Genomic DNA, 18,384 nt, shown 5'->3' on the forward strand with positions numbered 1-18,384 from the left:
AAGCTGACACAACGTCATGGGCTATTGAACAATTTTGATATTATAGAATTTCTTTTCGCATCTGTGTATTTACTTTTTTCACATCATATTTTTCTAAGATAATACTGTGTGATCTTTCCCCCATCATTTCTATTAATTTAGGTTCTTGAATGAGTTTAATCATGGCTTCAGCTAACTTTTGACTATTTTGAATAGGAACTTTGAAGCCATTTTCGCCCTCATTCACTGTTTCTTTACAACCAGGTGCATCCGTTGTAATCACAGCTCGCCCCATTGCCATTGCTTCTAAAACAGAGCGTGGTATTCCCTCACGGTATGAGGGTAAAACAAAAATATTCGCTTGCTCTAAAATTGGACGAACATCTTCTAACTTTCCCCAAAAATTAATTAATCTTTCATCAATCCAACGATTTAAATTTTCTTTTTTGATCGCAGCGGGGTTTTCGTCAATCCAACCCACTAAGTGAAACTTAGCTTGTGGATATTGCTGTTTGACATGTTTAGCCGCCTCAATATATTCGTGAACACCTTTATCTTTAAGTAAACGCGCCACCATGATAAAAATGGGTTGAGGTTGTTGTGTTTCATCTAGAACTAAAGACTTTTTTTGAAACTTTTGTATATCAACGCCTGAACCATTGACCACTGCCGTTGGAATCTTTTCTAAATGTCCAAGCTGTTGAATCAGTTTTAAATCATCTTCATTTTGAAAAATAACTTTATGCGATTGCTTGATTGCACAACGAAACAGTTGGTCAAAAATTTTTTTAATGTATTTGAATTTACCTTGTGCTTTCTCATTTTGAAATGCAAACCCTAAACCACTGAGTAGCACATAACGCTCGGGTACTTTTGCCCATGCAGCAGCCAATGTGCCGTAAATCACAGGCTTAATGGTATAACTTAGTATTTTTTGAGGTTTAATTTTCTTTAGAATTTTATAAATAGTCCAAAGGGTCTTTAAATCTACAAATGGGTTTGTTCCCATTTTTTGCATAGAAAAATGGTGAAGTGTAAAACCATGATCTTCAAAAAATAATGCATCTTTAGAACATACTTCAATATTAGGTGCCAAAATATGTACTTCATAGCCTTGATGGGCAATTTCTAATAATAGTTCGCCCCTAAAGTTATAAACCGTATGTAAGTCATTGGAGATAATACAAAAACGTTTCATGTATTATTCACTTTCTAAATGCTGTACATACCAAGGCATTGCTTTTTCAATCCCTTGTGCAATCGTAAATTCAGGAGCATATCCCAAGCGTCGCTCAATTTTAGAAATATCAGCTTGCGAATGCTTTACATCACCCACTCTAAACTCTCGGTAGATGGCAGATTGTGAGTAATCAATATTGTGTTGTGCAAGGTTAGTTTTTAACATCTCAAATAATGTATTTAAATCTGTACGCCCACCCACAGCAACATTGTAAATTTGGTTCAAAGCATCTTGATTTTGTGTGGTGGCAGCCAATAAGTTGGCTTGTACGGCATTTTCAATAAAATTGAAATCACGGCTTGTTGTACCATCGCCATTAATATAAACCGTATCGTGTTTAATCATTGCCGCTGTCCATTTTGGAATAACAGCAGCGTATGCACCATCGGGGGTTTGGCGTTTACCAAAAATATTAAAATAACGTAAACCAATGGTATTTAAACCATAACAACGATAAAACACGTTGGCATATAGCTCATTGACATACTTTGTGACAGCATAGGGCGAAAGTGGATTGCCAATAATATCTTCTTGTTTTGGGAGTGCAGTATGGTCGCCATAAGTAGAGCTACTCGCTGCATATACCATATTTTTAATATTGGCTTCTTTGGCTGCCACTAACATATTTAAAAAGCCATCAATATTACTGGCATTGGTTGCAATTGGGTTTTGCACCGAGCGTGGTACAGACCCTAATGCTGCTTGATGCAACACATAATCCACATCTATACACGCTGTTTTGCAATCTTCTAAATTACAAATATCGCCTTGGATAAATTTAAAATTTTGCCATTGCTGAGCAGAAACTGTGGCTTTTACTTCGTCTAAGTTATGCTGAAAACCTGTTGAGAAATTATCTAAACCCACCACGTTTTGATTCAGTAGTAATAGTTTTTCGAGCAAGTTAGAACCAATAAAACCCGCCACGCCTGTAATTAGCCATGTTTTAGGTTGTTGTAAAAGCGTCTCGCAACATTGTTGATATTGGTTCATTTGTTTGCCTTTGTATAAATTTCTAACCATTGGTTAAGCATGCGTTCTACTGAATAATGTTTAATTATTCGTTCACGATTTTGCTGTCCAATCTGTTGTTTTTGATGCGTAGATAATTGTACTGCTTGTTGCATTTTTTCGCTTAACAATTTGCTATTTTGAGGTGGTACTAACCATTCAGGTTGGTCAAGCACTTCTTTTACACCGCCACAGTCTGTTGCAACTATCACTCGTTCACAACTCATGGCTTCGGCAACCACTAAACCAAAACCTTCCCACGCAGAAGACAGCACAAATATATCGCTCATACACAATAGTTGTGCGACATCATCACGCGCACCTAACAATGTAATATTAGAATGCCCTTGAATTTTTGCTTCAAGCTGAGATCTTAGTTTTCCATCGCCTATAATATAAAGTTTTATAGTGTTTTGTTGTTTAAGTTGCAAAAAAGCATCAATTAAGTTGGGGTAATCTTTTGCCTCATTAAAACGCCCTACTGCCATAAAAACAGTTTCGTTTGTTAAACCAAATTTTTGTCTTAGTTCTATGCGTTGGTTTGGCTCAAATTTAAATTTCGGCGTATCAATCCCATTGGTTACCGTACAACTGCGCTGTTTTAAAAAAACCTTTTGTTCAATAAAATAAGCTGTGGCTTCTTCACTTACATTGGTGTTGATATCAGATAAATCATCTGTTACACGATACAACCATGCTCGTGCTTTACCCCCAATCGCTTTGCTATGAGCTGTACACACCAAACGTGGCATCGGCTGAGTAATACGCACCAAACGTGCCAATAAACACGCATGGAATAAATGCGCATGAACCACATCGGGTTTAAATTCTTGAATAATTTTTTTTAAATTTTTACACGCTTTGATAAAGTTTTTTATACCATCAAAACCTAAATGAATTAGCTCAACATTTTGATGCGGACGAACAATGACATCGCCTCGTAAATAAGCAATTTTAACCTGATGTCCTCTTGCGATTAGCTGATTGACAAGCGTCACCACCACTTGCTCTGCTCCGCCTAACCCAAGCCCTGTAATTACAAATAGAATTTTCATGCGTTTATGAGTTCTAGCCAACGTGGCAAGATAGCATCTGCTTGGTATTGCTGAGCATGTTTTTTATTTTGCACTACAATCGCGTCATACTGTTTGGCTTGCATGGCAATCATATTGCACAAAGCATCTGCCAACGCTTGCGTATTTTCAGCTTCAACTAATGTATTAAGCGTATTTTTTAAAATTTCTTTCGGTCCAATTTTACAGTCAAATGCCACAATCGGTAGCCCAAACGACATCGCCTCAACCAATACCATACCAAAACCTTCAAAACGAGATGGTAAGCAATAAATAGATGCCTGTTGATAACTTAGTGTTAAATCTGCGGTATTGGGGATAAATTGAATGTTATCCACAACCGTTGTAGATTGTTTAAGTTGATCTGCCTGTTCGCCACTACCAATAATTTTAAGTTGCCAATTGGGGTACTGTTTAACTACCTGTTGCCATGCTTGAATAAGCAAATCAAAGCCTTTTTCATGGCGTAACCGCCCTACGGACAGTACGGTTTTATTGACTTGTGTTGGATTCGTAGTTTGAATATTAAAAGCAGATAAATTAGCAATTGCTATAATTTTAGCGTGATGATGTGGCAACGCATTTTGCCAATGTGTGGCATCATGCTCTGTCAGTGTTACCACTGCATCGCAGTAACGGCTTGCTAGTTTTCTACCCCAATCACGTAACCGTGTGCCTAAATTAATATCAAAATTAAAATGCTCCCAACAAATATGCTTGACGTTTAACCCCATCAAAGCAGGCACAGTAAAGACACAAGAAATACTATCTACCACAATTAAACAATCAATTTGATGGGCTTTTATAAATGCTCTAATTTTTAAAATAGTTGAAATGGCATAACGTTTCATTGATACAGGATGATCAAATAAATATGCATTTTTTATATTAGGTTGCAGGGTAAAAAAAGGGGTTTCACCTTGCTGAATATTGAGGGTAAAAATCTCATGATGCTGAGATAATGCATTGGCAAGCAGTATTGTGGTACGTTCTGTACCCCCTGCTAAATTTAAATTACCCACTAAAAAACAGATGTTCATTTTTGAATACCAAGCTTTCTAAGTATTTTATCAAGTAATAAAAACCAAATACCAAATTTAAAAAATAAACGGTTACCCCGATTTAAAATGAGGTGCTCATCTAAATGATAAGCCTTTAAATTTAAATTATTACAACGCTCATATGCTGTTTTAAAACCTTCTACATTTAGGCTATCGTAAATATAAGATTGTGAAATAGACACCAATGTTGGCGTTAAAATAGGGTACTTTTTAATATGCTGTAAATAACACAATGCCCCACCACCTAAGTCATCAATATTCTTTTTAGATTTGGTTGCCGTAATACCCTGTAAATTAATACGGTACTGCAGTAACACTTGATTGGTTATATAAATAGACTGTGCTTTTAAAAATAAAAAAGGAGTCGTGTAAGCATCTTCGTAGTTTTTCCTCACAGGAAAACGAATACCATCAAATAATTGTTTTTTATAAATTCTTAACCAAGAAAACCAAGCAGAACGGTTAAAAATTTCTAAGCGTTGTGGTTCATTTAAAGTTAAATAACCTTCTTGTGGCATTGGTTTTAAAAATACAGAAGTTTGCCCTACATCATCAATACGTTCTGCACAAAACTGAATTAAATCGGGCGATTGCTTGGCTAGAATATTAAGTAACGTTTTAAAATAATTGGATTTTAAAATGTCATCAGAGTCCAAAAACGCAATATATTCTCCCTGTGCCTGTTCTAAGCCTGTATTTCTTGCACCACTGAGCCCTAAATTTTCTTGATCAATACAAATAAACTGCTGTGCAACTGCTATATTTTGGCGTGCTAAAAAGCGTTTTACCATCTGCATAGATTGATCGGGCGTACCATCGTTGACCACAATAATTTCGATACTTGGCTCAGGCAGTTGTTCACATATACTTTCTAAACAAGCAGTAATATATTTCTCAACCCGATAAACAGGCACAATCAAGCTGATTTTTTTCATGGTTTACGGCGATAAGTAGAGGGTTTAAATATACGCAGATGAGCATTTAAAATAAGCCCATTTTTAAAGAAATAATTAAACACCGTCAGTGATAAAATTTCCGTGGCAAGAATAGCAAAAATTGCACCATATAATGAATAAAAATGTACAGCAACATAAGTTAAAATAACGTTAAACAGCACCAAAACCATCGTCTTTTTATGCAAATAATCATATGCATTAAATTTAATTAAGTATTTCTCTGCCACCGTAGACATACCCGAAAATAGCGTAACCATTACGGCAAGTAATAAAATTTGGTTGACTTGTTGGTAAGCCGAACCGTACAACCAATCAATAATATAATGTCCAAAAATAAGAAAAAAACCACCTGCCATAAGTGCAATACTTGCCACTAAAGCACTGAGTTTTGCCACCATGTTTTGGCTTTGTTCCATATCTTTTTGGGCATAAATTTGAGTTAAGAAAGACGAAATAAGCGCATTGAGTACAAAATAAAAGCTACTCCCCAACGTCATCGCAACGGTATAAATGCCTAAATCGTGCTGTGAAGATAAGCCTAAAAACAACTGCGAGGTTTTAGTAAAAATAGCAATCGATAAACTATACAACACTAGTTTTTTACCCACCGCTAACATATAACGGCGGTAGTACTGTATTTTATGAGATGTCTTAGGTGTAATAGCTTTATGTTTAAACAAAAACCAACGCATTACAAAAGGAATGAGCGTAATGAGGACAATGGGTAAGCTTAAATAAGCCACAGGTAGCTGAAGTTTTGCAATACAGTAGCGAACCACTAAACTGACTAAAATCGCTGTTACATTACAGATGGTATTGATATACGACTGCAAGGTAGCATTAAAATAAATGTTATAAACATCATGTAATGCAAAATAAACCGCAATACATGAAGCCACCGAAAAAATAAATGTGAGTTGGTCTACGCTGTAATATAAATATGCCAAAACAACCGTTGCAAATATGGCATACAACACATTACGGATCTGCTGGGTAGCGTGAATAATTCGCTCACCTGTTTTTTTATTTTTACTGGTTTTTTGAAAAATAATATTGTCAGAACCAAACATTGCTAATGTTTGTACAATAGCAAAAATGGACGTAGCAAACGTAAGCTTACCAAAATTTTCAGGTCCGATATAACGTGCTACAAATGATGTCACAAAAATTAAGCCAAAAATGGACAGTAATTTTTCAGACATCATCCATAACGAATTAAGATAAACCTTTCTCACAAACGAATATCAACGTCTTGCTTATCCATCACATATTTTAAGTCATATAAAACAAAATTTTCTTTTGCCATATTTGCAATATCAGCACGGTTTAATATCTTAAATTGCTGATGTGCTACTGCCATGACCACTGCATCGTAATAGTTTTTTTTAGGTGATGAAATTACATCAATACCATATTCGTGCTGTACTTCACTTGGCTCAACCCATGGGTCATAAACATCTACATCAATATGATATTCTTTAAGTTCATTCACAATATCAATAATTTTGGTATTACGCACATCTGGGCAGTTTTCTTTAAAACTTAAGCCTAAAACTAACACTTTTGCTTCTTCAACCTGAATCCGTTTTTTAACCATGGTTTTTACAAGTTGCGTGACGACGTAAGCCCCCATGCTATCGTTTAAACGGCGACCTGCTAAAATAATTTCAGGATGATAACCAATGGCTTGTGCTTTATGCGTTAAATAATACGGATCTACCCCAATACAATGCCCACCTACAAGCCCCGGACGAAACGGTAAGAAATTCCATTTTGTACCTGCTGCTTGCAAAACTTCTTCTGTATCAATACCCATTTTATTAAAAATGAGTGCAAGCTCATTAATGAGGGCAATATTTACATCACGTTGCGTATTTTCAATGACTTTGGCAGCCTCTGCCACTTTTATAGATGTTGCTTGATGTGTGCCTGCTTTAATAATCAGGTTATAAACAGCATCTACATAGTCTGCAATTTCAGGTGTAGACCCCGATGTAATTTTTAAAATATTAGTTACACGATGTTCTTTATCACCCGGGTTAATACGCTCAGGACTATAGCCTGCAAAAAAATCTTGGTTGTAACGTAAACCCGATACTTTTTCTAAAATTGGAATACATACTTCTTCGGTTGCACCCGGATAAACCGTCGACTCATATACCACAACATCACCTTTTTTAAGTATCTGCCCAATACTGTTTGAGGCTTTAATTAAAGGTGTTAGATCGGGTTGTTTGTATTCATCTATTGGCGTGGGTACTGTCACAATATAAAAATTACAATCTCGTATGTCTTGAATATCTGTTGTATAGCTTAGGTATGTTGCCTGTTTGAGTTCTTCACTTGAAGTTTCAAGCGTATGATCATTGCCTGCTTTGAGTGCTTCAATACGTTTTTCATGAATATCTAAACCCACTGTTACAACTTTTTTACCAAACTCTACAGCTAGGGGTAAACCCACATAACCTAGTCCTACAATTGCAATTTTAAGCTGATCGAGTTGCAACATCATGCGTTTGATCCTAAAGAAAAACAACAGAAAAGTGCCAACATCAAAAATGTTGTTGTACTTCATATACAATACAGCGTAGTACGCCATATTTACATAGTGATCATATATTTTATCGTGATTTAGCAGTATTTTGGCAGTATTCTTTTTTATGTGATTTTATCGTCATATCTAGATAACGATTTGGATGTTCTTATGAGTAAAGCGTTACCACTTTCTGTTGCTGTATTACTAACAGGTTTAGCATTAGTTCCTGTTGCATGTTCTAAACACAATGACTCAGCAGAAAAACCAGCGAAAAGTTCTGACCCCATGGCAATTTTAAGCTATGCACAAGGGTACCAAGCAGGGGCTCAAATTCCAGCGGAACTGAGTATTGACCAACTTGCAAACGGTATGCGTGATAGCCAAGCCCATAAAGACCCAATTTATTCAGAAGCAGAAATTAAAAAAGCAGCTGAGCAATATCAAAAAACACTGCAAGAAAAAGCTGCCAATCAAGGTAAATCAAACGAAAAGTTTTTAGCAGATAATGCTAAAAAACCTGAAATTAAAACAACAGCTTCAGGCTTACAGTACCAAATCTTAAAAGAAGGTACAGGCAAAACACCAACGGCTCAATCTACTGTTAAAGTAAACTATGAAGGTAAGTTGGTAGACGGTACGGTATTTGATAGTAGTTTTGCACGTAAAGAACCAGTTGAGCTTCCATTAGGTTCAACGATTCCAGGTTGGATTGAAGGCTTACCTTTAATTAAAGAAGGCGGTAGTATGATGCTTTATGTACCTGCAAAACTTGGTTATGGTGAGCAAAGTGTAGGAAGTATTCCTGCAAATAGTGTTTTAATCTTCAAAATTGAATTAATTTCAGTAAAATAAAATAAAGGGAGCAATATGCTCCCTTTTTAATTGATGTAAAACTATAAAAATGCTTTATTTTTATGAATAAAATGTGATCTTTTTCACTAATTTACAAAAAGTTTATTTTTTATCCTACACATCTAAAAATAGTACACTTATAATTTACCAACTAAAAGTTTACTAAAACAGTATACTTTTTATTTAAGTTTGCAGTTTTGCTGCATACAGTTTACTTCTCTTTGAAGGTAAACTTTTTTTATATATCTATAATTTTATCTCCCCACTTAGGAACAATATCCTATGAAAAAGATGTTTGTATTTGCATGTACAATCTCATGTTTTTCTACTGCCGTTTTTTCAGCAAATGGTCAAAGCAACGAACAGAACGCATATCAAAAAGGCTATCAAGCAGCACAAAGCAATAAAAATGCAGATGCATTTATTCAAGGTGTTCTTGCATCTACCCAAGATAATCGCTTAGCTGAACAGCAACAAAGTAGTCGTAACAATACTACGCAAGTACAAAATACTCGTAATGATAATCAAGCGATAAATAATCGTAGTGAGCAAACACAAAATACCCGTAATGATAATCGTCAGTACGCAAACAATACAATGAGTACAACTAATCTTAAAGAAAAAGCATTTTTTAACGAGAATGAACGTCAGTTAGGAATGATTACAACACCTTCAGGTTTGCAGTATAAGGTCCTCAAAGCAGGTTTAGGACGTATGCCACAAAGTAGCAATAATGTTAAAGTCTCATATGAAATACGTTTACTTGATGATAGTGTTGTTGAAAAACATGAAGACCGTGTGATACGTGTGAGTCGTTTTTTTGAAGGTTTAACAGAAGGCTTACAAACGATGCGTGAACGTGGGAAAACTCGTTTCTTTGTTCCTTCACGCTTAGCATACGGTGAAGCAGGCACAGGTAACGTACCATCAAACAGTACTCTTATTGTTGATGTGGAACTCTTAAAAGTAGAATAAGATTACGCTTTCCATACTTTAATTTATTTTAAAGTACAGTATATTCAAGAAAACTGCCTGACACTGTTCAGGCATTTCTTGCTCAGTGAGGTACAATAATGAAAAAATGCTTAGCACTTTTCTGCTCTGTCACTTGTTTATCAAGTGCACTGTGGGCAGCACCAACAATTAACGCGCAAAGCAGTTTGAGCGATCAAGCAGGTTATAGTTTAGGGTATCTACTTGCTAAAAATAATGCTGACGCCATGCGTGGTTTAGATTTAGATGCTTTTATTCAAGGAATAGTAACAGCTTCGCAGCAAAAGCAACCCGTACTTTCTGAACAACAGATGAAACAAGCGATTGGTACTTACCGCCAACAAGCAGAAAATCAAGAATTTATTAAACTACAACAGCAAGCGAAAAAAAATAGTGATGCTGAGCGTATTTTTCTAAGCCAAAATGCTAAAAAGCCAGATATTAAAACGCTCGCTTCAGGCGTGCAATATACAGTTTTACAAATGGGTAAAGGGATTACACCGCAGCCTAATAGCAATGTCACGATTAATTATGAAGGTCGTTTAATTGATGGCACGGTATTTGACAGTTCAATTGCACGCCAACAAGAGGTTAACGTTAATATGAGTGATTTAGTGCTAGGCTTACAGCAAGGTTTAGCCACTATGAAAGAAGGTGGTAAAACGCGTTTCTTTATTCCGGCAAAATTTGGTTATGGCGAAATTGGAACAGGTGATGTGATTGAGCCAAACTCTACCCTTATTTTTGATGTTGAACTGATCAAAGTAAATAAATAATAAAAAAAGCACTCTGAGAGTGCTTTTTTTATGGACGTAAATGGCGTGGTCTAAAACCTGTTGCTAACAATGCGACTGCATAAGCTAACGTACCTATTAAACATAATCCCACTACCTCAGAAATACGTAACCATTGTGATAGCGTGCCATCATAAAAATGTAGGCCAACAGCCAGTGCAAACACCATGGCTAAATTAGCCACCATGTATTGCACGGCAATTTTTTTCCAATGTAAACCAAAGCTAAAAATGCCACGCTTATGCAAAAAGTAATACAGTAGCCCTGCATTCACCAATGCAGATGTAGAAGATGAAATGCCTAACGCCATATGCGGTGCATACCAATCGATATGTTTAAAAATACTAATGAGTATTACATTCATAATGGCATTAGTTGCAACAGCCGCTAAGCCAATCCTTACAGGTGTTTTTGTATCTTTTTGAGCATAAAACCCTGGTGCAAAAATTTTAATAAGCATAAAGGCTAAAACGCCACCACTCATGCACTGCAATGCCAATGCCGTCATTTGGGTATCTTGTACGGTAAATTCACCACGTTGGAACAACGACTGAATAATTGGGGTTGAAAGCATAAATAGTGCAATACTTGCAGGAACACCCACCAAAATAATGACACGTGCGCCCCAATCAATCATCGCTCTAAATTTTTGTGTGTCTTGCTCTGCATGGCGTGCCGATAAAGAAGGTAAAATAACTGTACCAATTGCAACACCAATTAAACCTAAAGGAAGCTCGGTCATACGTTCGGCACTATACAGCCAAGATACCGAACCATCTTGCATAAATGATGCCCAAATGGTGTTAAGTAATAGATTAATTTGCGTAACAGATACACCAAATAGTGCAGGCAACATTAACTTTAAAATTTGGCGAACGCCTTCGTGTTTAAAATCAACTTTTGGTGGGATCAGCAATTTTTTATGCCACAATTCAGGAATTTGAATCGCAAGCTGAATAATCCCTGCCGCTATAACTGCCCAACCTAACGATAAAATTGGCGTATCCATGTACGGCGTAAGCCACCATGCACCTGCAATCATGGCAATATTAAGCAGGACAGGAGAAAAAGCAGGACTAAAAAAAGAACCGTAACTGTTTAAAATGCTACTTGCAAATGCCGTTAACGACATAAACATTAAGTACGGAATAGTCAAACGAAACATTTGTACAGCATGCGCAAATTTTTCAGGATGATCATGAAATCCTGGGGCATAAACATACACAATGGTAGGTGCGGCAATCATGGCAATCAACGTTATGGTTGACATCAGCATGAGTAAACAACCAAATACACGGCTAATTAAAATTTGTACTTCTGCATGTAAACGCCCTGTTTTGTATTCGGTTAAAACAGGAATAAACGCTTGAGAAAATGCCCCTTCGGCAAATAATCGCCTAAAAAAGTTAGGAATACGAAAGGCAACAACAAAAACGTCAAACTCCTTCCCTGCCCCAAATACGTTGAGCAACACCATGTCGCGTACAAGTCCTAAAACTCGCGATAACATCGTCATTGCACTTACGACAAATGTCGATCGCCAAAGTGCCATTGCTTTACCCTATATTTCTTTTAAAGCGGCTATTCTAATCAAAAGTGCTTAAATTTTCGTTATAATTTTTTTGTTGTGACAAAAGTGTACGCATATATACCCAATCAAAATAAGGGCCTGGATCGGTTTTTCTTAAAGGTGCAATATCAGAATGCCCTGCAATATGATGCTGTGTTTTAGGATAGGTAAGCTGTAACTGTTTAATAATCTTAGCTAATGTTTGGTACTGCTCACTTTCAAAAGGTGAGTCATCCGAACCTTCAAGCTCAATACCAATAGAGTAATCATTACATTCTTGTAAACCTAAATAACTTGAACGTCCTGCATGCCAAGCGCGGTCATTAAAATTGACAAACTGTATTGCCTGTCCTGTACGAAGAATTAAAAGGTGAGCAGAGACCTGCATGCCTTCAATTTCTTTGAAATATGGATGAGTGTTCCAATCCAGTTGATTTTGAAAGAATTGTTGAATATATCCACCACCAAATTGAGAAGGTGGCAAACTAATGTTATGTACTACAATTAATTGAATCTCTGTATTTTTCGGACGTTGATTAAAATTAGGAGAAGGTATTTGTTTGGCACCCTGCAACATACCATTTACCACGTTAAACTGCGTCATTGCTACATCATCATCAATTACTTAACGCTATCATAACCTGAAAAACGTATTTATATTTTAGATAAAACACAATAACAAATAGATCTTATACTCATCTGTATAAAAAAATTTGCTCTAATATAAAACTAATTTTATATTTCATTCTAAATTGATATCCCCCTATTTTATAAATAAAAATCTTTAATTTTAGGAAATTTTTTTAAACTCTATATAGTAAAACTAACCTAAGGTTTTTATAAAAAATTTATTCAAACTAGATTGACGTTAGATGATCCTATTAAGTTTTACTCAATTCTTTTTCTTAAAATCAAAACTTCAAAACAGTTTTATCAAAAAAATATTTTTAGAGCGTTTATTTTTTAATTCTTCAATTAGAGAAAATTATCTGTGATATACAAAAGATCAATCTTTTATAAAAATTTATATCGAGTCTTTGCTCTCAATTTGGGTTTAAATATTCAAAAGTCATTTTTTGACCACCCGTCAGAACGAGAAAGTAGCGTTTTAACTGCAATTGGACTATGCAAAACAACCAAGAACATGGCTATTTTTTAATTTATGCAAGAAATCTATTGAGATAATTAGATTTAAAAAATATGTGCCATCAGTAAAATCGACTTAAACCAAAGTTTAGCTTATTTCAGTATGATTCTTTTTCACGATCTAAGTCTTTTTACTTTTGTCAGTATTTCTCATAAACTACAAAAGAATAAATTAATCAAATAAGATTATGGAACAACAATCACCATTTAAAGGTAAAAATGGAATTAAACGTATTTTAAATGCGTTTAGTTATTCTATTGATGGTTTTAAGGCGGCATTCATCAACGAAGCAGCGTTTAGACAAATTATTATCATTAATGTTATTTTAATCCCGATTAGCCTTTTTGTAGATGTCACCAAAGCAGAACATATACTTCTTATTTTAGTCTGCTTATTTGCCATGATTGTTGAGCTATTTAATTCGGCAATTGAAGCTGTGGTCGACCGTATTTCTTTAGAACGCCACCCATTAGCGAAGAATGCAAAAGATATGGGCAGCGCGGCTCAATTTGTCGCGTTAAGTATGATTGCCATTACATGGATTATTATTGTGTTGTTTTAGGTAAAATATTTAAATCTTCTAAAGACTTCATCACAATTTCATTACGAATAGTGGGTTGCATATTTTTTTGCATTTGCATATTTAAAGAAAAAGAAACAATGCGACCATTTGGCTGTTCAACCCAACCTGTTAACCATCCTACTTGCGATGCACTCCAACCGCTTTTAGCATAAATTGAACTGCCATTTTGATTGGCTATCAGCAACATATTTTTTACTTGCTGTTGGGTAGAACGTTTAAATGACAATGTTTGATGTGCAAGCTGATCAACAAAATTAACTTCTTGCATTGGCGTAATTTTTAACGGACCTACTAACCAAAAATTATCGACCTGTGTGCCAATATTGGCATTACCAAAACCAACACGCTTCACCTCACTTTGCATAAGTTTGAGTCCAATACGGCGTGCAAGAGTTTGATATACAGGTACAGCAGAAAGCTTCATTGCTTCGCCTAACGTCATATCCTTTTCCCACGTTGGATAAGCACGCTTTTGACCATCCCATTTAAATATTTCGGTTGTTTTTACTTTATTATTTTCTAACCCAATTAAAGCATTGAGCATTTTAAAAGTAGACGCAGGCACATACTCGGTTTTGCTTCTTTTTATATCATTACCGTATACCATGGTTTGATTATTTTGTTTGATGACCAAAACGCCTGTTGTATGTGCCTCATCAAAATAATGAGCAATACGTTGTTGTGCATAGTCTGTTGCATAAACAGGTGTCACGATTGCACTTAAAGCAATTGTTAGAATTTTTTTCATGATGATCCTTTCAAATAAAAAGCCCCAAATGGGGCTCTCTTATCTTACCAACCTAATGCTTCTTGTTGCTTTTGGACTAACTCTTTAATCCCTTTTTCTGCAAGTTCGAGCATTTCGTTTGATTGTGCACGTGTAAATGGTTTATCTTCAGCTGTTCCTTGAATTTCAATAAACTCACCAGCTTGTGTCATCACCACATTTAAATCTGTTTGGCAATTTGAATCTTCTTCGTAGCATAAATCCAAAATCGCTTGATCTTGGAAAACACCTACAGAAATTGCTGCAATTAAACCTTTAAGCGGATCTTGCTTAATCCGTTTTTTCTCAAGTAGTACGTTTACCGCATCAACCAATGCCACTGCTGCACCCGTAATAGATGCGGTACGTGTACCACCATCTGCCTGAATAACATCACAGTCAATGGTAATGGTATTTTCGCCTAGCTTTTGTAAATCAACCATTGCACGTAAGCTACGCCCAATCAGGCGTTGAATTTCTTGCGTACGTCCACTTTGTTTACCACGCGCTGCTTCACGGTCAGAACGCGTATGAGTAGAACGTGGCAACATGCCGTATTCTGCTGTAATCCAACCTTGTCCTTTACCTTTTAAAAAACGCGGTACGCTATGATCAACACTCGCTGTACATAACACTTTGGTATGACCAAATTCTACCAAAACAGAACCTTCTGCATAACGTGTATAGTTACGCGTAATTTTTACATCACGTAATTGGTCAAATGCTCGTTGGTCAATACGCATAAATTTTCCTTTTGGAGTGTTAAGTTTTATAAATTATAACAGACCATAAAAAAGCACGGCGTACCGTGCTTTTATTTTTTTTAGAATTGGTAACCAAGACCAACGTAATATCCCCAACCATTGCTAGTTTGGGTAAATTCTGTGCCCCAATTATTTTTAGCGCCATCTTTAAACTGTCCACCGTTATGGAAATAACGAGCAGCCGTATAAGCGCGGAAATGCTTTAAGTTATAAGAAAACACATGTGTAGACACAAATGCTTCATTGGTACGCGTATTTTGATACCCACCCTGCGCATTGGTTTTATCACCTAAATCTGAACCAAAATCATAGTTGGAAAAGGTAAAGTAATTAAGCGCAGCACCATTACCAAAACTATAAAGTGGGTAGAAGAACTGAACTTGCAAACGTCCGCCATCATTTGAGTAGGCATTGGCAGCGCCATAGTTTTCAAACTGTTGGCGTGCATACACGTTTACGTTCATACCCAATTTAGTATGCGTATCAATAGATGTACCTAAACCATAGTACAACGTATTTTGACGTGTTAGAGCAGCATTACCACCATCAACAATCCAATCTGCTGCTACAAACCAATCTTTAAATGGACCAACAGACAAATCTTTACCTGTTAAACGGTTTAAAGAAACCTTAGGCTCGTGTTCCATAAACACATAAGACGTATCGCCCTGATCCCAAATTCCTTTAATATTGCGATTACCACCAAAATATTTTGGTGCATCTACATAACCGTACCAATCAATTGCACCTTTTTGTCCATAGTATTCCACTTCTAAATAGCCATTCTCTACAGGCTTTGGACTAAACATGACATTATTACTGTAAATTCCCCAAAGGGTTGCATTTACGTCTGCATGTGTTGCCGACACTGTTAAACAAGTGGCAAGGGCTGCAAGGGCATATTTGATAGACATGATTCATCTGCTCCAACGCAATAACATTTTTGGCATTAAAAATGCTACGTTCTTTGCGTATATAAGTAATTCATAAAATTAATTTTTTAATTGCAAGGACTATGCCAATGCCTTACTCAAAATCAATTTTTATATTTTAAAAACGTATCGTCATTAAAATTAAGTTATTATTTTATTTCATTTATACACAAAAATCCTCTTTTCTTTAACCTAAAATTCTGATTAATAAAATGAGCTTTTTCTCTTTTTATTTATTTAGATTGGCTTTAGAATCGAAGGTCTTTTTCATATTAATTGCGTTAACAAAGGAAATAGCATCTATGAAAAGAATTCTCACATTTTTAATGTCATGTATTTTAAGTAGCTATGCCCTTGCATTTGATTCGGTTGAACGAATTGCAATTGTGTGTGCCTTTCAGCCCGAAATTCCTGAGCTTAAAGCAGCACTTAAAAACCCTAAAATTGAGACTGTTGGGCGTACACAATTTATAACAGGTCAAATTGGTAATAAAAATGTGGTGTTATTTTTATCAGGGATGTCGATGGTTAACGCAGCGATGACGACACAACTTGCTTTAGATCACTTTAATATTAAAAATATCGTTTTTTCAGGCATTGCAGGTGGTGTAAATCCACAGCTTAATATTGGTGATGTGTCTGTACCTGAGCAATGGGGACAGTATTTAGAATCTATTATGGCACGCCAAAGCAATGGTAAATTTGTCCCACCAACATTTTTATCTACACCTTATCCAAATTTTGGCATGATGTTTCCACAAAATGTCCAAATTGCCAATGGTAGCCAAGCACCCGAACAAAAATTTTGGTTCCACGTGGATCCAAACCTAATGGCACAAGCGAAGCAACTTCTCGCCAATACAAAATTAGATCGTTGTACATCTACACAACATTGCTTAAGCCATACCCCTAAAGTTGTCTTAGGTGGTAACGGTGTTTCTGGGCAATCTTTTATGGACAATGCCGAATTACGCCAATATGTCCATCAAACCTTCAATGCTAATGTTGTCGATATGGAATCTGCAGCCGTAGGGCATGTGGCATACACCAACCAAGTTCCTTTTATTGTGTTTCGTTCTTTATCTGACTTAGCAGGCGGTGGCGCAGGTGAAAATGAAGAAGGTACATTCTTTGAACTTGCGGCTAAAAACTCATCTAAACTGGTTATTCAATACGTTTCTGCCCTTAAATAGGACACTCCCCTTATGCTAAAACCAATTTTACTTTGTACATTATTTGCCTGTACGGCGCATATTTACGCTCAAGCACCTGTGGTCATTCAAGGTGCCTTGGATATCGAAACTGACCATATGGTGAGCCAACTTAAAGATGTCAAAATGAAAAAATTGGGTGGTTGGCAATTTTGGGAAGGAACATACCAAGGTTATCCAATTGTGGTCTCTCGTACCCTCATGGGAATGACAGATGCTGCTGCTGCAACGGCGCTTGCTATTGAACATTACCACCCTGCGGCAATTATCAACCAAGGAACAGCAGGCGGTCATGACCCTAAGCTCAATGTATTTGATATTGTGCTTGGTAAAGAGTCAGAAAATATTGGCGCATTTATCACGCCAAATCAACCCAAAGGTGCAGGATCTAATTCATTAACATGGAAAAAATCATTTAATGTCTTACCGCAAAATGCAACTCCTGAAGAAGAAAGTCGGCATGTTCGTTTTAAAGCAGACCCTGTACTGCTTAATACAGCCTTAAAACTTAAAAATAACTATACACAAGGTCGTGTGGTAGAAGGTGTTATTGGTTCTGCCGATGTTTGGAACAATGAGATTGATCGTATTAACTACTTCCATCAAAATTACCAAACATCAGTAGAAGAAATGGAAACAGCATCAGCAGCACAAGTGGCAATGCTATACAAGGTACCCTTTATTGGTATTCGCGTACTCTCAAATAACCTAACAAATAATGGTGCTTATAACCCTAATACAGGCAATGCATGCCAAGATTTTTCTCTAAATGTTGCAAAACACTACTTAGCAGATCAAAAATAAAAAGCTACACTACGACCTTATCTATATAAGGTCGTAGTTTTTAGAGAAACTTTTCATTTTTTTATACAATTTATAACCCAAAAACGAAATTCATTTCATGACTCTAATAAGA

At 36.1% G+C, this 18,384-nt stretch carries 18 protein-coding genes; 6 read left to right on the plus strand and 12 right to left on the minus strand.

The features are described 5' to 3' along the window. Positions 1-40: 40 nt before the first annotated feature. The 7 genes from PCI70_RS09945 to tviB are packed head-to-tail and all read right to left on the minus strand — an operon-like array spanning position 41 to position 7,829. Complete coding sequence (locus PCI70_RS09945) at positions 41-1,177, minus strand: glycosyltransferase family 4 protein (protein ID WP_269915183.1); 1,137 nt, start codon at positions 1,175-1,177, stop codon at positions 41-43. 3 nt (positions 1,178-1,180) lie between these two features. Next, positions 1,181-2,212, minus strand: a complete 1,032-nt coding sequence (locus tag PCI70_RS09950) for an NAD-dependent epimerase/dehydratase family protein (protein WP_269915184.1) — start codon at positions 2,210-2,212, stop codon at positions 1,181-1,183. Further along, the gene (locus PCI70_RS09955) at positions 2,209-3,285 is read right to left on the minus strand and encodes a glycosyltransferase (protein ID WP_269915185.1); all 1,077 of its coding nucleotides are present in this window, start codon (positions 3,283-3,285) and stop codon (positions 2,209-2,211) included. The genes PCI70_RS09950 and PCI70_RS09955 overlap by 4 nt, the downstream gene beginning before the upstream one ends. Then, positions 3,282-4,343: a glycosyltransferase family 4 protein gene (locus PCI70_RS09960; RefSeq protein WP_269915186.1), complete on the minus strand. Its 1,062-nt coding sequence runs from the start codon at positions 4,341-4,343 to the stop codon at positions 3,282-3,284. Before PCI70_RS09960 ends, PCI70_RS09955 begins: the two co-directional genes overlap by 4 nt. Then, a complete protein-coding gene (locus PCI70_RS09965; RefSeq protein ID WP_269915187.1) occupies positions 4,340-5,299 on the minus strand; it encodes a glycosyltransferase family 2 protein in 960 nt (319 codons plus the stop codon). Before PCI70_RS09965 ends, PCI70_RS09960 begins: the two co-directional genes overlap by 4 nt. Then, a complete protein-coding gene (locus PCI70_RS09970) occupies positions 5,296-6,525 on the minus strand; it encodes an oligosaccharide flippase family protein (protein WP_269915211.1) in 1,230 nt (409 codons plus the stop codon). The genes PCI70_RS09965 and PCI70_RS09970 overlap by 4 nt, the downstream gene beginning before the upstream one ends. A 26-nt stretch (positions 6,526-6,551) precedes the next feature. After that, positions 6,552-7,829 carry a Vi polysaccharide biosynthesis UDP-N-acetylglucosamine C-6 dehydrogenase TviB gene (tviB, locus tag PCI70_RS09975; protein ID WP_269915212.1) on the minus strand — a complete coding sequence of 426 codons (1,278 nt, stop codon included), beginning with the start codon at positions 7,827-7,829 and terminating at the stop codon, positions 6,552-6,554. Between the two features lie 195 nt (positions 7,830-8,024). On the opposite strand from tviB, the gene PCI70_RS09980 reads away from it, so the two are divergent. The 3 genes from PCI70_RS09980 to PCI70_RS09990 all read left to right on the plus strand — a co-directional run bounded on the left by PCI70_RS09980 (position 8,025) and on the right by PCI70_RS09990 (position 10,477). Continuing rightward, positions 8,025-8,708 carry an FKBP-type peptidyl-prolyl cis-trans isomerase gene (locus PCI70_RS09980; RefSeq protein ID WP_269915188.1) on the plus strand — a complete coding sequence of 228 codons (684 nt, stop codon included), beginning with the start codon at positions 8,025-8,027 and terminating at the stop codon, positions 8,706-8,708. Positions 8,709-8,990: 282 nt separating this feature from the next. Further along, complete coding sequence (locus PCI70_RS09985) at positions 8,991-9,683, plus strand: FKBP-type peptidyl-prolyl cis-trans isomerase (RefSeq protein ID WP_269915189.1); 693 nt, start codon at positions 8,991-8,993, stop codon at positions 9,681-9,683. Positions 9,684-9,781: 98 nt separating this feature from the next. After that, positions 9,782-10,477, plus strand: coding sequence for an FKBP-type peptidyl-prolyl cis-trans isomerase (locus PCI70_RS09990; protein ID WP_269915190.1), 696 nt, complete (start codon positions 9,782-9,784; stop codon positions 10,475-10,477). 28 nt (positions 10,478-10,505) lie between these two features. On the opposite strand, the gene murJ is transcribed toward PCI70_RS09990, so the two are convergent. Further along, positions 10,506-12,047 (minus strand): murein biosynthesis integral membrane protein MurJ, encoded by a 1,542-nt coding sequence (gene murJ / locus PCI70_RS09995; protein WP_269915191.1) that lies wholly within the window; start codon positions 12,045-12,047, stop codon positions 10,506-10,508. Positions 12,048-12,081: 34 nt separating this feature from the next. Next, the gene (gene ampD, locus PCI70_RS10000) at positions 12,082-12,669 is read right to left on the minus strand and encodes a 1,6-anhydro-N-acetylmuramyl-L-alanine amidase AmpD (protein WP_269915192.1); all 588 of its coding nucleotides are present in this window, start codon (positions 12,667-12,669) and stop codon (positions 12,082-12,084) included. 730 nt (positions 12,670-13,399) lie between these two features. Between ampD and PCI70_RS10005 the strand changes: the two genes are divergently transcribed. Then, positions 13,400-13,774 carry a diacylglycerol kinase gene (locus PCI70_RS10005; RefSeq protein ID WP_269915193.1) on the plus strand — a complete coding sequence of 125 codons (375 nt, stop codon included), beginning with the start codon at positions 13,400-13,402 and terminating at the stop codon, positions 13,772-13,774. On the opposite strand, the gene blaOXA is transcribed toward PCI70_RS10005, so the two are convergent. From blaOXA to tsx, 3 genes are all read right to left on the minus strand, one after another. Continuing rightward, positions 13,758-14,543: a class D beta-lactamase gene (blaOXA, locus tag PCI70_RS10010; protein WP_442865204.1), complete on the minus strand. Its 786-nt coding sequence runs from the start codon at positions 14,541-14,543 to the stop codon at positions 13,758-13,760. The two genes, PCI70_RS10005 and blaOXA, sit on opposite strands and share 17 nt — an antisense overlap. Positions 14,544-14,587: 44 nt before the next feature. After that, positions 14,588-15,304 (minus strand): ribonuclease PH, encoded by a 717-nt coding sequence (gene rph, locus PCI70_RS10015; protein WP_269915194.1) that lies wholly within the window; start codon positions 15,302-15,304, stop codon positions 14,588-14,590. 80 nt (positions 15,305-15,384) lie between these two features. Beyond that, a complete protein-coding gene (tsx, locus tag PCI70_RS10020) occupies positions 15,385-16,239 on the minus strand; it encodes a nucleoside-specific channel-forming protein Tsx (protein ID WP_269915195.1) in 855 nt (284 codons plus the stop codon). Positions 16,240-16,559: 320 nt separating this feature from the next. Here tsx and PCI70_RS10025 point away from each other — a divergent pair, with 320 nt between their 5' ends. Together PCI70_RS10025 and PCI70_RS10030 are read left to right on the plus strand one after the other, a co-directional pair. Beyond that, positions 16,560-17,450 carry a 5'-methylthioadenosine/S-adenosylhomocysteine nucleosidase gene (locus PCI70_RS10025; RefSeq protein WP_269915196.1) on the plus strand — a complete coding sequence of 297 codons (891 nt, stop codon included), beginning with the start codon at positions 16,560-16,562 and terminating at the stop codon, positions 17,448-17,450. A 12-nt stretch (positions 17,451-17,462) separates the two neighbouring features. Further along, positions 17,463-18,272, plus strand: coding sequence for a 5'-methylthioadenosine/S-adenosylhomocysteine nucleosidase (locus PCI70_RS10030; RefSeq protein ID WP_269915197.1), 810 nt, complete (start codon positions 17,463-17,465; stop codon positions 18,270-18,272). The last annotated feature ends 112 nt before the right edge of the window (positions 18,273-18,384 follow it).

The sequence above is a fragment of the Acinetobacter sp. HY1485 genome, from assembly GCF_027568475.1.
Lineage (GTDB): Bacteria > Pseudomonadota > Gammaproteobacteria > Pseudomonadales > Moraxellaceae > Acinetobacter.